The following is a 12,893-nucleotide window of genomic DNA, read 5'->3' as shown; positions in this document are numbered from 1 at the left end:
AAGAAAGTTCTCACACCGCAGGCCAGAAGCGGTCAGCCCGCTGGCGCTGGTAGTCCCGGCTGTGAGCGGGCCGCCGCTGGTCGAGGATGGCGTTGGCACTATGCGTGGGCCGCGGCTGTCGGCTCATCGCATGCTTCGGGTAACCGATTCGACAAGTGTGCTCGCTCGTGCTGGCTGCTGTGGCGGCGGACGGAGGGCGCAACGTAGCGACCGGCGCGGACGGGAGCGCCAGCGGACGGGAGCAGAGGGAGCGCAGTGAAGCCCGCAGGTAGCCGCCGATGTTGCGCGCCGGAGCCGGGTTATTGGCGCGCTTGGTGTCGGGGCGGTCCGGTCAGCAGGGTGATGAGGGTGTCGGCGTGTCGGCCGAGGTGGTCGAGCAGGGCGTGCCCTTTGGCATCGGTGGCCCGTGACGGGTAGCCGATGACACCGGTAGGGGTGTAAGCGTTGATGCCGACGGTGGTGAGGTAGCGGCGGTCGCTGGCGCTGTGATCAGCGATGTCCCACCCGCTGCGCAGGTACCGCGGGTATGCGGCGAGCAGGATGGAGGTTTCTAGTTCTCCGGCATGCATGTCGTCGTGGTTGGTGCTGGTGATGCCAGCGGCGGTGCGGGCTTCGGTCCAATCTTCGCGACTTGGGTAGAGCCCCAATTTGATCGACGTGGCGGGCTGGTTGGCCTGCTGCACGACATTGGTGAGCACGGCGTTACCCCCATGGGCGTTGACGATGACGAGCCCGCACACCGCCTGTTGGGTGAGCGACTGGACGATGTCGGCGATGACGGCCGCCAGTGTTGTGGCACTAATACTGACTGTTCCGGGATAAGTGGCGTGTTCGTGGGAGCATCCGAACGTGATCGGTGGTAGCTGGAAAACGTTGTGATGCTGGCTGATTGCCGTTGCGATGGCACAGGCGATGAGGGTGTCCGCGCCGAGGGGCAAATGGGGGCCGTGCTGTTCGAAGGAGCCAACGGGTAACACTGCCACGGTGTTGGTGGCCGCGGGATCGGTGGTGGTGGTATCAGGGATGATGCGGCGGCTCACGTATGGGCTCCTTGGGTAGCTTTCTTGATGCGCGCGGCGAGTTCTTGCAGGACAGGGCTGGAGTCTCGCCGTCTACGGTCACGGACGAGTTTGCCTGCCTGAGCGAGGTGTCGGCGCGCTCGTTGCGATGGCGCCGATAGGTAAGCGGGGATGGCGGTGTCAGCTAATGCCAGCGCAAGGCGATAGTCCCGGATCGCGACGTAGGCATGCAGCAGCCGCATGTCCGCGACGGCACGGTCGCGGTGTTGTTGTGAAGTCCATTCGGAGTGATGGCTGGCCAATAGCTCAAGAGCTTTCTCAGCATGGCCCAGACGTAGATATCCGGATGCGACATCACTTGCGACGTAGGCGGCGTGGGCATAGGGAGCCCGATCACCAGCGACGGGCTCGATGTCGCCGAGTTCAAGGGCTTCGGCGGCGTGCCGGTGAAAGCCCCGCTCGTCCTCATTGTGCAGCGCGGCAAGGGCTTGCTGGCGGGCGATGCTGGCCGTCAGCCGGCCTGCGTTGCCGCCTTCGATGAGATCGGCCGCATCGGCTACGAGGTCGACGGCCAAGCTGGCGTCACTGCGCGTGAGAATGTTCGATTGCCGCATCAGGATCATCGCACGTAGCTCGGGACTCGCCGCTCTCAGATGCAAGAACGCTTTGTGCGTCAGAGTTTGGGCGGCGGCATGATCGCCGAGGTCTTGGGCGATCCAGCCGGCTACTTCGGCGATGGTCCCCGCAGCTTCTGCCATGGCACGTTTGAGCCGGCGGGGCGCGGTCCTGATCAGCGCTTCGACAGTGTCGAGATCGCGCTCGACCAACGGCCGCGCGTGCTGGGCTCCGAAGGCATGCTCGGCCTCGATATGCGCAGCCCGTTGCGCGGTGATTACCGATAGGACATCCTCGTCGACCGGCAATTCCAGGAGCAACGGGTGCGGCAGCGGTGATTGGACCGGCACGCTGAATATCTCGTCGGGGTCGCGGCCGAAGACTGCGGCAAGGTCTGCCCGCCACATTTCCCCGAACGAGCCGCCGCGTTCGATGCTGATGATCATCTGACGCAGTGATTCGCGGGGAGGAATATCGCGGTCACTGCGCATCCGGCGAACGTTTTCGACCTCAGCAGCAAGCTCCTGGAGACTGAACCCGTATTCCAGGCGGGCACGTCGAAGCCGCTGCGCGTTGAGCGCACGGTTTGGGTCGACTGCCGCCATCTTCTGATCATGCCTCACACATCAGCGCAGGTCAGGCGATCCTGCGCGTGCCGGGGTGTTACTGACTCTTACTGGTGGTGACTTCCGGCGATTGCTGTCGAAGCGCTGTTCTGGGTGTCGCGGGCACCGATGACCGCATACGAAACCAAAAAAAGGACGGCACAGCAATGCGATTGAAGATCGATACATCAGCGACCCGGTTCATCGTGACCCGGGCGGCCGAACCCCGGCTGAATTTCGAGACAGGCAGCCCCAAGGTCGACACCAGTACCGGGTTGCCGCTGTTTGCGACGCAACTCCTCGCTCTGGACGACACCGGTGGCGAAGTACTCAATGTCACCGTCGCCGGTGACCCGAAACTGGCTGTCACTCAACCGGTGTCGGTGTCGGGCTTGGTGGCAATCCCGTGGGCACAGGGCGATCGCAACGGTGTGGCGTTCCGCGCCGACGCCATCACCGCGATCCCGGCCGGCTCAGCTGACCAGGTGGCGCGCGCACCGAAGTAAACCCGGGGCTGGGGTGTGGCACTCGCATGGTCTCACGCCCCAGCCCCGGCCATCGATCCGCACATCACATCGGCTCACGAAAGGCAGTCGTCATGGCGTCAAACAGCAAGGGCACCAACAACACCCAGTCGAACAATGACGAATGGATCGAAGACCTCATCGTGTCACTGTTCAAGGCGGTGGGGTATCTGCTGTGGTGGGCGATCTTGTTTCCCACCATCAGCATCCCGATCATCGCCTGCATCGCGGTGGCGATCACTCATGGAGTACGCCCGGGACTGATCACTGCCATCGTGGTCAGTGTCGGGTACATGGCGTGGGCATGGCTGGACAACCGATCGTTTCACGCCTGGGTGACCGAGCCAGTGCGGCGGCGCTGGCTGACGTGGTGGCGCTACACGCGCAACTGGGATTCGGTGTGCAGCCTGCACGGATTGACCGCCAAGCTCGGCGAGCGCACTCTCACGCCGACTCTGCAGTCGGTGCAGATCTGCGCGCAGACCGATGTACTGCGGCTGCGGATCGTGACCGGCCAATCGGTGCAGGACTGGTACAGACAAGCCGAGGCGCTGGCTGCCGCGTGGCGCGCGGAGCGCATCACCATTACCGCCACCGCGCCAGGAGAACTGCGGATCGCCCTGATGCGCGGCGACGTACTCGCCGAGCCGATCCCACTACCGATGCCCACGCCAGCCACCGTCGTCGATCTCACGTCCGTGCCGATCGGGGTCACCGAGAACCGTGGCTGGTGGCGGCTGCCCCTGCTGGGGCATCACATCCTGGTCGCCGGGGCGACCGGCGCCGGGAAAGGCAGCGTGTTGTGGTCACTGATCGCAGGCATCGCTCCCGCAGTGCGAACGGGACGGGTGCGGTTGTGTGTGATTGACCCCAAAGGCGGCATGGAACTGGGCGCCGGAGCACCCATGTTCACGGTGTTCACCCACGACGCCACGGACACCACTCTGGAGTTGCTGCGCCAGCTCGTGAAGGTGATGTACGGCCGCGCAAACCGGCTGCGCGGCAAGACGCGTCTGCACACTCCCACACAGGCTGAGCCATTGTTCGTGGTGGTGATCGACGAGATCGCAGCTCTGACTGCGTACCTGACCGACCGCAAGATCCGCACCGAAATCGAACAACTATTGGGCCTGCTGCTCTCCCAAGGCCGGGCCGTAGGCATCAGTGTCGTGGCGGCGGTGCAGGATCCCGCTAAGGACACCCTGCCGGTGCGGCAGCTGTTCACCGTGCGGATCGGCCTGCGGCTGACCGAAGCCACTCAAACCACCATGGTCCTGGGCCAAGGAGCCCGCGACGCCGGCGCCGATTGCGACCACATCCCCGATGTCACCCCCGGTGTTGGGTACATGATGATCGACGGCACCGCCCACCCGACACGGGTTCGCGCCTTCCACGTCACGGACCACGACATCACTACCCTCTCCCGCCGTTTCCGCCACCCTACCGGCCGGCCAAGTAGCAGGCAGCCGAGAAGTGACGACAGTGGCCAGACATCGGGTGAGGGCAGCGGTGAATAGCGCCCAGACATCGGCGCAGCTCGCCCTTCCCGGTGTTCCTGACACTGTCGACACCGCCAACGTGGTCGAGCAGATGGTGCGCCGCGCGGCCTCCATGGGGTTCGAATCGTGGTGGCGGCGTGCCGAATCGGTCGGGTTCTGCGCCCACCCAATCCAACTGGTCGGCACCGATGAATATAGTCGGGATCGGGTGGTATGGACACGGTGCAACAACCGCCGCGCCCGGATCTGCCCGTCGTGCTCAGACCTGTACGCGCGCGACACCTGGCAACTCGTGGACGCCGGCACGGCTGGCGGCCATCACGACGTCCCCGCAGCAGTAGCCGATCGTCCGCAGGTTTTCGTCACCCTCACTGCACCCAGCTACGGACCTGTTCACAGCTACGCGCGTGCGGGCGACAAGCGCGACCGGGTGTGTCGCGATCACGACCGTACTGGCGGCTATCACCGCTGTCCGCATGGAAAACCGCTGTGGTGCAGCATAACCCACGGCGACGGTGATATTCGTGTGGGACAGCCGACATGTGCGGACTGCTACGACTACACCGGGCATGTTCTGTTCACCTGGCACATGCCCGAACTGTGGCGACGCTTCACCATCACCCTGCGACGCGCACTGCGCCGAGAAATACGCTCCTCGGGTGCCGACCCGGACGGGGTGCGGGTCAGCTTCATCAAAGTCGTCGAACTACAAGCCCGGCTCATACCGCATATTCACGCTCTGATCCGCCTCGACCCGCCAGCCGACGCTAACTGTGGCGGCCAGGACTGGCACTCGCCCGTCACGGCGACCGAACTGGCCACAATCATCCAACAGGCTGCTCGAACCGTGGCCGTGACGGTCATCGACTCATCCTCAGCGACCGCGACACGGGTGATCAGGTTCGGCACACAAGTCGACACTCAACCCATCGACAACCGGCACGCCGGCATGGAAGGCCCTGCTGTGCAGGAGGATTCACTGCGCGGCAGCGTGCTGCCAGGCCGCCGCGTAGCTCGCTACCTCGCAAAATACGTCACCAAATCCTTAGCTGATGTCGGGATCGGTGCACGGCGCATCTCCACTGAGGCCATCGCCGACCTCGACGTCACCGAACATGTCCGCGCGATCCTGACTACCATCAGCCAACTCGCCAATAGGGGACTGGCCAGTATCGGCCGGTGGCTGCACACCCTCGGCTACCGAGGCCACATCACCAGCAAGTCCCGTCGCTACTCCACCACCATGACTGCGCTGCGCGAACAGCGCGCCACCTGGACACGTGAACAACGCTTGAAAAACGCTGCACACCAACATGATCTCGGCTTCAACTCCACCGATGGCGATGATCTGGTGGCGTGGGAGTTTGACCGTGCCGGCCCCACCAGCTTCGGCGACCGCACTCTCATCTACTCCGCGGCCCTGCAACGCATCGATGCCCGCCGCATCGGGCTGGTGGAAGCCCGTCGACAAGCCCGAAACCAACGAGGGGATCCGCCGGGGGTACTCGATGGCTGACAACTCCCGAACAGCAGGTACTCGCTCCGAGTGTGACGGTCGAATCGACGCGCCGACCTTGTCAGAGGGAGATGTTGAAATAGTCGTACCCGAGAACTATCGACTTCGGCATGAGGCCAACCGCGCGCTGGTACACGTCATACTTGCTGTGCGGGACCGGATGCTTGGATCAGGGAGGGGAGTGGCGTGAGCTTGAGGTTCGCCTTCTATGGCCGAGTGAGCACGGAGGACGCTCAAGACCCGGAGGCGAGCCGCAGCTGGCAGAAGCGGCGTGCCATGGACCTGATCACTCCGCATGGCGGAGTGATCGCCGCTGACTACTTCGATGTGGGACAGAGCCGTTCGCTGCCGTGGAAGCGCAGACCGGAGGCATCACGTCTGCTTGCTGACGTCGCTTCGCGTGATCGTGGCTTCGATGCCGTGGTGATCGGGGAACCCGCGCGCGCGTTCTACGGGCCACAGTTCGCGCTCACTTTCCCCGTGCTCACACACTACGGAGTCGGTCTGTGGGTGCCGGAGGTCGGAGGCGCGGTCGATCCCGGCTCCGAGGCACATGACCTCGTGATGACGCTCTTCGGCGGTATGAGCAAGGGCGAGCGCGCACGAATCCAGATGCGAGTCCGTACCGCGATGTCGGCACTCGCGCAGGACACCGCCAGATACCTCGGTGGTCGGCCACCGTACGGCTATCAGCTCGTCGATGCCGGCCCGCACCCGAACCTTGCCAAGGCAAATCTTGGGCAGCGGCTGCACCGCCTCGAACCTGACCCCGCAACAGCGCTGGTCGTTGAGCGGATCTACCGCATGTACGCCGACGGCGCTGGCCTGCGCTACATCGCGCAACAGCTCACCGACGACGGCGTGCCGTCCCCGAGTCAGTACGACCCAGCCCGGAATCGTCACCGTGATCCGCGAGGATGGTCCCATTCCGCGATTCGCGCGATACTCGACAACCCCGCGTACCGCGGTATCCGTGTTTGGGGCAAGCAGGAGAAATACGAGGTACTGGTCAACCCCGACGATGTCGCTGCGGGGTACGAGACCCGCATGCGGTGGCGTGATGAGTCCGACTGGATCGCACCAGACCGCCGCACGCACGAAGCGCTGATCCCTGACGAGCTGGCGCAGGCTGTTCGACTTCGGACACAGGTGCGGCGCGGTCCCGGTCTTGTTTGCAGCAGAGAATCGACGGTGCCATATGCACTGCGTGGGCTGGTGTTCTGTGCCGCATGCGGACGGCGGATGCAGGGCGCTGCCCGGCCAGGGAAGCAGACAACGCGCATCCTCTACCGATGTGAGCTGGGCAAGTCGCGTTCTGTACCCGTGGACCTGAGTGATCACCCGCGCACCGTCTATCTCCGTGAAGACGAGGTGACTGCGCGACTGGACGAATGGATCGCCACCTTGGCCGATCCAGAAGACCTCGCCCGCGGGCAGGAGATGGACCCCTCGGCCGGAACTGGCTACGCCGCCTTGCAGCGCGAGCTCGGCGAGGTCAATGGCAAGATTGCTGCCTTGGTTGCGGCGGTGGAGTCTGGTGTGGCCGTTGAGGATTTGACTGCTGCGTTGCGTCGTCGCACGGCCGAGCGTGACGAGCTGAGGGCACGCCTTGAGCGCACGGAGCGGCCCCATGTCATGTCTGCCGCACAGATCAGCGAGCTGGTCGAAGGATTGGGCGGGCTGTCGGCCATCCTCGGTGCGGCAACCGGGGCAGAACGCGCTCAGGTGTACGCCAGCCTGGGTCTGCGGCTTGACTACGATCCCCACCTGCGACGAGTCAAGGCGACGGCCGACCTAAGTCGTGTCGCCGGATGTGTCCGAGGGGGGACTTGAACCCCCACGCCCATTAGTAGGGCACTAGCACCTCAAGCTAGCGCGTCTGCCATTCCGCCACTCGGACTTGACCAACCACATGAGTTGGCAGCTAAGGCTATCGGATCGATTCGCGTCGGCCCAATCGGCCCGTGGCGATCGCAAGCGCGGCGTGGCCGGGCGCGGCGGGTCGCCACCCTGGCAGCGGCGCGGATCGCAAGCGCGGTGTGGCCGGGCGCGGCGGGTCGCCACCCTGGTAGCAGCGCGGATCGCAAGCGCGGCGTGGCCGGGCGCGGCGGGTCGCCGGCAGGTCGTGGTAGGAAAGGTGACTGTGACCGGTGTGCCTGCGGCTGACCCGAATGTTCCCTTCGGCCCTGCCGATGATGTGGCCGAAACGGTCAGCAAGTTGATCCAGTTCGACACCAGTAACACCGGTGAACTCGAGACCACCAAAGGCGAGGCCGAGTGCGCGCAGTGGATCGCCGAGCAGCTCGAGGAGGTCGGGTACGAGACCGAATACGTCGAGTCGGGGGCACCTGGCCGGGGCAATGTGGTCGCTCGGCTCCCCGGCGCGGACCGCACGCGGGGCGCACTCATGGTCCACGGACACCTCGACGTGGTACCCGCTGAACCGGCGGATTGGAGTGTGCATCCGTTCTCGGGTGCGATTGAGGACGGCTACGTCTGGGGGCGCGGCGCGGTTGACATGAAAGACATGGTCGGCATGACGCTGGTGCTGGCCCGCCATTTCCGGCGCGCCGGCATCGTGCCACCGCGAGACCTGGTGTTCGCGTTCGTTGCAGACGAGGAACACGGCGGCAAGTACGGGGCGCAGTGGCTGGTCGACAACCGCCCTGACCTGTTCGACGGCGTCACCGAGGCAATCGGTGAAGTCGGCGGCTTCTCGCTGACGGTGCCACGCCACGACGGCGGCGAGCGGCGGCTCTACCTTATCGAGACCGCGGAGAAGGGCATCCAGTGGATGCGGCTGACCGCGCGCGGACGTGCGGGGCACGGGTCGATGGTGCACGACAACAATGCCGTCACCGCCGTCGCCGAAGCAGTGGCCCGGCTCGGACGTCATCAGTTCCCGTTGATATGCACCGACACCGTCGCCCAGTTCCTCGCCGTGGTAAGCGAGGAGACGGGGCTGGCGTTCGACCCCAACTCACCCGATCTCGACGGAATGATCGACAAGCTGGGTCCGATGGCGCGCATGCTGAAGGCCGTCCTTCACGACACCGCGAACCCGACGATGCTCAATGCCGGTTATAAGGCCAACGTGGTTCCGGCGACAGCGGAAGCGGTGATCGATTGCCGGGTCCTTCCCGGTCGGCTGCCGGCCTTTCAGGCGGAGGTGGACGCGCTGCTCGGACCCGACGTGACCCGGGAATGGATCAGGAGTCTGAGCTCCTACGAGACCTCGTTCGACGGCGATCTGGTGGACGCGATGAACGCCGCGGTGCTGGCGCTGGATCCGGATGCCCGGACGGTGCCGTACATGCTGTCCGGTGGCACGGACGCAAAAGCGTTCATGCGCTTGGGTATTCGCTGTTTCGGCTTCAGCCCCTTGCGGCTGCCGCCGGATCTGGACTTCACCTCGCTGTTCCACGGCGTCGACGAGCGGGTACCCATCGACGCGCTGAGGTTCGGCACCGAAGTACTGGCGCACTTTCTGACTAACTGCTGATCACACGAGAGGACTCACCATGACAGTGCCCAATCCCTACGACGCGCTGCCCAAGCTGCCGTCGTTCACCGTGACCTCGGAGTCGATCACCGACGGGCAGCCACTGGCCAAACCACAGGTCAGCGGGATCATGGGCGCCGGGGGTGAGGACGTCAGCCCGCAGCTCAGCTGGTCGGGCTTCCCTGCCGAGGCTCGCAGCTTCGCGGTCACCGTCTACGATCCCGACGCGCCGACGGCGTCCGGATTCTGGCACTGGGCGGTGGCCAACCTGCCGGCCGACGTCACCGAGCTACCTGCCGGCGCGGGCGACGGCAGCGACCTGCCGGGCGGCGCGCTGACGCTGGCCAACGACGCCGGGCAGCGTCGCTACATCGGGGCCGCGCCGCCCCCCGGACACGGCCCGCACCGCTACTACGTCGCCGTGCATGCGGTCGATGTCGACAAACTGGATCTTCCGGACGGCGCCACCCCCGCTTACCTGGGCTTCAACCTGTTCCAGCACGCGATCGCCCGCGCCGTCATTCACGCGACCTACGAGCAGACGTAAGTTCCCACGTCGACTCTCTTCGGGCAGCCGCTGCCTCGCGAAAAGCCTGCTGAAGCGGCGGCGATGCCGTCTGCCGGTACGTCGGCGTCGGGCAATGGCTGCGTAAGTGAGTGACCCGGGGCCGCAAATCATCCCAACCGCAGGTCTAGGAAGCAACAATGGGTAGGCGCCCGTCCGCGCCGCGGCAGGGCTCGTAGCGCTTCGCCGAGATGTGCTGGGAGAGTCGATGACCACCACTGACCGTGTCACCGTCGTCGTGGCAGACGATCACCCGGTAATGCGACAAGGCGTCGTGCGGGCTCTCAAGGCCAGCGGACGGGTCGAGGTCGTCGCCCAGGTCGCCGATGGACGTGCGGCGTTGGACGCGATCCGGCGATTTCGGCCGGCGGTCGCGCTGCTGGACTACAAAATGCCCGGCCTGGACGGCCTGGAGGTCACCCACGCGATCGTCCGTGACGGATTGCCCACCAGCGTGGTGCTGTTCACCGCCTTCGACGACAGCCCGGTCGTCTTCAAGGCCCTGGCTGAGGGCGCCTCGGGATTCTTGACGAAGGAATCCGACGTCGACGAGATCGTGAGCGCCGTACTTCGGTGCGCGGCCGGAGATTCCTATCTGCCGCCCGGGGTTGCCGGGGGGCTGGCCGGTGAAGTCAGAAGGCGCGGCAGGGGAGCGACGACATCGCTGACCGAGCGCGAGACCCAGGTGATCACGATGATGGCAGAAGGGATGTCGGTTCCGCAGATCGCCGTACGACTTCACTTGGCGCGCAGCACAATCAAGACGCATGTGCAAACCCTCTACGAAAAGCTGGGTGTCTCCGATCGCGGAGCGGCGGTCGCCGAGGCGATGCGCCGTCGCTTGCTGGAGTAGCGGTCAGACCGGTACCCGCTTCGGAGCCTGCGCACGAAGCGGCAGCTCTACCCGCAGGTGTGCCCCGACGGGTTCGTCGACGATCGTCAGTGCGCCGCCGGCGGCTTGAACCCGCGCGCGGTGGGAGGCGAGACCTATGTGTCCCTCCGCGAAGCGACGCGCGGCGACGTCACCGGCCAACCCGATCCCGTCGTCCACCACGTCGACGCGGGCGATTCCGCGGTCCACAGCAACCTTCACCGTCGCCGAGCCGGCCTGCGAATGACGGGCCACGTTGGACACCAATTCGCGGATCACGCCGAACAGGATCGGGTCGATCGCGTTGGAGTCCGGATAGTCGATGTCGGTGGTGAACGCTATGCCGGACCGGGCCGCGGCGACGGTTACCAGCTTGTCCACGGCCGCGGCCAGCCCCACCTGCTCCAACAGGGCCGGGTGCAGTTCAAAGGTCGCCTCCCGCAACAATTGGGAAGCTTCGCGCAGGCTCGCCAGCGCGTGTTCCAAGGGCGCCTCCGGGGACACCTTGAGGAAGCCGGCCACGTCGCGGCGGGCCGCCAACACGTCTTGCAATGGCCCGTCATGGATGAATTCCGATATCTGCCGACGCTCCGCCTGCGACGCCGTCATCGTTTGAGCGAGGAGTTCTTCGCGCGAGGCCGTCAGCTCGGCCATCTCGTCGACGTTGCGCAATCGGAAGACAACCATCAGAAACGCTGTGGCACAGACGAATCCGTACATCAGCACGATCAGGGCCACCTCCCACGCGCCGACGCGCGGCATGATCACGGGATCTTGCAGCAGCGACGCTGCGAACACGGCGAGGCTGGCGGTCAGTACCGCGCCGGCCCGTCGTAACGACAACTCCGCAGCCACCAGGCGTGGCAACAGAGCCATCACCAGCAGCGGGATGTAGCCGCCGGGGGAAAGCAGCTTGAATCCGAAAACGGCCGCCACGTCGGCAAGGCCGAGCGTCATCAGTGTGGTGTCGTCGCCGAACTGACTGGCGCCGCCGGAGAAAGCCACCAGCAGCGCAGCCACCGTCACCACGGCATAGATGCCAAGCAACACGGCCTTCATCGGCATCCGGGCGCTGTCGCCCGCGATGAACATGGCGACGATCATGATCACGAGGACACCGACGCGCAGCAGGGACCCGCCTTGCAATGAGCGCAACCGTTGTCGTCGCAGGACCTGCTCGATATCTGTGCTGCTCATCAGTCACCTAACGTTGGCGGCGCATGCTGCGAATGTACAACGGTTCCAGCCCGATTCAATCGAGTCACAAGTCGCGTCGTCCGCGGTTGCTCAACGTCGCGAAGCATTGTGGAAGAAGCCGGACAGGTCGATGCCGACATTGCCGACACCGGAGGTCGAAGCGACCTCCGCGATGTCGACGGTGCTCGTATTGAAGAAGCCCGAAATGGTGTTGCCGGTGTTGGACACTCCCGACGCCAGTTGACCGAAATTGAGATAGCCGGAATTACCCGGTCCGCCGGCGTTGCCCAGCCCTGACGTGTCGGCGAAGGCGTTGAACAGGCCTGATACCGCGCCATCCGCGGAGTTGAAGAAGCCCGACGCACCGCCACTACCGGAATTGAGGAAGCCTGAGGACGGGTCCGCCGACGAATTGAAGTATCCCGGGTTCTGCTGATACGCGAAGCCGAAAGTGTACGGGCCCACGGTGCCGCTGCCGGGCAGGTCGAATGTCTGGCCGACGGTCTGATCTATCGACATCGCGGAGAGCAGGGTGGTCGCGCTGATAGTCCAGCCTCCGATGCTGCCGTTGTAGACGGTCGTCGTCACCGTGCTGCATTTGTAGAACGGGTACTCGTACCACGGATAGCAGATGGTTTGCTGCAGTTGCACCTTGAGTGGGACCTCGGAGATATTGAGTTCGTCCAGGGTGATTTCATTGATGTGGCCGGTAATTGGTATCTCCATGGGCGCATTCACGTCGTAGTGCCAGGCAATCTCGGGAATGGTCGACGAGTATCCGACAGCGGCCAGGCCCTGGTAGTCGCCTCTCCAGAACAACCCGTTGCTGTAGCTGCCAGTGATGAAGGCGCCGGTGTCGACGTTGCCCGAATTGGCCAGGCCGGTGTTGGTATCACCCGTGTTGAACAACCCGGTGTTGTAGGAGCCGGGGTTGAGCAAGCCGGTGTTGTGGTGGCCGGGGTTGAAGCTGCCGGTGTTGG

At 64.8% G+C, this 12,893-nt stretch carries 11 protein-coding genes and 1 tRNA gene; 7 read left to right on the top strand and 5 right to left on the bottom strand.

The window, feature by feature from the left end; translation table 11 throughout:
• Positions 1-299 precede the first annotated feature (299 nt).
• A complete protein-coding gene (locus AC5Y7D_RS25580) occupies positions 300-1,040 on the bottom strand; it encodes a creatininase family protein (protein ID WP_264916002.1) in 741 nt (246 codons plus the stop codon).
• Positions 1,037-2,239: an NsdA family TPR-like regulatory protein gene (locus AC5Y7D_RS25575; protein ID WP_264916001.1), complete on the bottom strand. Its 1,203-nt coding sequence runs from the start codon at positions 2,237-2,239 to the stop codon at positions 1,037-1,039. Before AC5Y7D_RS25575 ends, AC5Y7D_RS25580 begins: the two co-directional genes overlap by 4 nt.
• 167 nt (positions 2,240-2,406) lie before the next feature.
• On the opposite strand from AC5Y7D_RS25575, the gene AC5Y7D_RS25570 reads away from it, so the two are divergent.
• The 4 genes from AC5Y7D_RS25570 to AC5Y7D_RS25555 all read left to right on the top strand — a co-directional run bounded on the left by AC5Y7D_RS25570 (position 2,407) and on the right by AC5Y7D_RS25555 (position 7,611).
• Positions 2,407-2,745, top strand: a complete 339-nt coding sequence (locus AC5Y7D_RS25570; protein ID WP_264916000.1) for a hypothetical protein — start codon at positions 2,407-2,409, stop codon at positions 2,743-2,745.
• A 92-nt stretch (positions 2,746-2,837) separates the two neighbouring features.
• The gene (locus AC5Y7D_RS25565; protein ID WP_264915999.1) at positions 2,838-4,280 is read left to right on the top strand and encodes an FtsK/SpoIIIE domain-containing protein; all 1,443 of its coding nucleotides are present in this window, start codon (positions 2,838-2,840) and stop codon (positions 4,278-4,280) included.
• Positions 4,273-5,778 (top strand): replication initiator, encoded by a 1,506-nt coding sequence (locus tag AC5Y7D_RS25560; protein ID WP_264915998.1) that lies wholly within the window; start codon positions 4,273-4,275, stop codon positions 5,776-5,778. The genes AC5Y7D_RS25565 and AC5Y7D_RS25560 overlap by 8 nt, the downstream gene beginning before the upstream one ends.
• 186 nt (positions 5,779-5,964) lie before the next feature.
• The gene (locus AC5Y7D_RS25555; RefSeq protein ID WP_264915997.1) at positions 5,965-7,611 is read left to right on the top strand and encodes a recombinase family protein; all 1,647 of its coding nucleotides are present in this window, start codon (positions 5,965-5,967) and stop codon (positions 7,609-7,611) included.
• Here the strand turns inward: AC5Y7D_RS25555 and AC5Y7D_RS25550 are convergent.
• Positions 7,593-7,678 (bottom strand) — tRNA-Leu (locus AC5Y7D_RS25550). The genes AC5Y7D_RS25555 and AC5Y7D_RS25550 overlap by 19 nt on opposite strands.
• A 252-nt stretch (positions 7,679-7,930) precedes the next feature.
• Here AC5Y7D_RS25550 and AC5Y7D_RS25545 point away from each other — a divergent pair.
• The 3 genes from AC5Y7D_RS25545 (at position 7,931) to AC5Y7D_RS25535 (ending at position 10,698) form a co-directional block, all read left to right on the top strand.
• On the top strand, positions 7,931-9,280 hold the full coding sequence (locus tag AC5Y7D_RS25545; protein WP_499928617.1) for a M20/M25/M40 family metallo-hydrolase: 1,350 nt from the start codon (positions 7,931-7,933) through the stop codon (positions 9,278-9,280).
• Between the two features lie 19 nt (positions 9,281-9,299).
• Positions 9,300-9,827 (top strand): YbhB/YbcL family Raf kinase inhibitor-like protein, encoded by a 528-nt coding sequence (locus AC5Y7D_RS25540; protein ID WP_499928615.1) that lies wholly within the window; start codon positions 9,300-9,302, stop codon positions 9,825-9,827.
• 226 nt (positions 9,828-10,053) lie between these two features.
• Entirely contained in the window at positions 10,054-10,698 is a 645-nt protein-coding gene (locus tag AC5Y7D_RS25535) for a response regulator transcription factor (RefSeq protein WP_499928614.1), read from the top strand.
• 3 nt (positions 10,699-10,701) lie between these two features.
• On the opposite strand, the gene AC5Y7D_RS25530 is transcribed toward AC5Y7D_RS25535, so the two are convergent.
• Both AC5Y7D_RS25530 and AC5Y7D_RS25525 read right to left on the bottom strand, forming a co-directional pair.
• Positions 10,702-11,913 carry a sensor histidine kinase gene (locus tag AC5Y7D_RS25530; RefSeq protein ID WP_499928613.1) on the bottom strand — a complete coding sequence of 404 codons (1,212 nt, stop codon included), beginning with the start codon at positions 11,911-11,913 and terminating at the stop codon, positions 10,702-10,704.
• Between the two features lie 90 nt (positions 11,914-12,003).
• Positions 12,004-12,893: pentapeptide repeat-containing protein (locus tag AC5Y7D_RS25525; protein ID WP_499928612.1), on the bottom strand; the 890-nt coding region annotated here is incomplete at its 5' end.

The organism is Mycobacterium sp. NGS49, from assembly GCF_059812565.1.
The sequence above is the reverse complement of the archived record's forward strand: the minus strand, read 5'-3'. Positions and strand labels throughout refer to the sequence as shown.

Bases quoted from the DNA above. Each gene is read 5' to 3' on its own strand.
- AC5Y7D_RS25540 (WP_499928615.1), top strand. From the start codon at position 9,300: ATGACAGTGCCCAATCCCTACGACGCGCTGCCCAAGCTGCCGTCGTTC.
- AC5Y7D_RS25570 (WP_264916000.1), top strand. From the start codon at position 2,407: ATGCGATTGAAGATCGATACATCAGCGACCCGGTTCATCGTGACCCGG.
- AC5Y7D_RS25535 (WP_499928614.1), top strand. From the start codon at position 10,054: ATGACCACCACTGACCGTGTCACCGTCGTCGTGGCAGACGATCACCCG.
- AC5Y7D_RS25565 (WP_264915999.1), top strand. From the start codon at position 2,838: ATGGCGTCAAACAGCAAGGGCACCAACAACACCCAGTCGAACAATGAC.
- AC5Y7D_RS25530 (WP_499928613.1), bottom strand. From the start codon at position 11,913: ATGAGCAGCACAGATATCGAGCAGGTCCTGCGACGACAACGGTTGCGC.
- AC5Y7D_RS25575 (WP_264916001.1), bottom strand. From the start codon at position 2,239: ATGGCGGCAGTCGACCCAAACCGTGCGCTCAACGCGCAGCGGCTTCGA.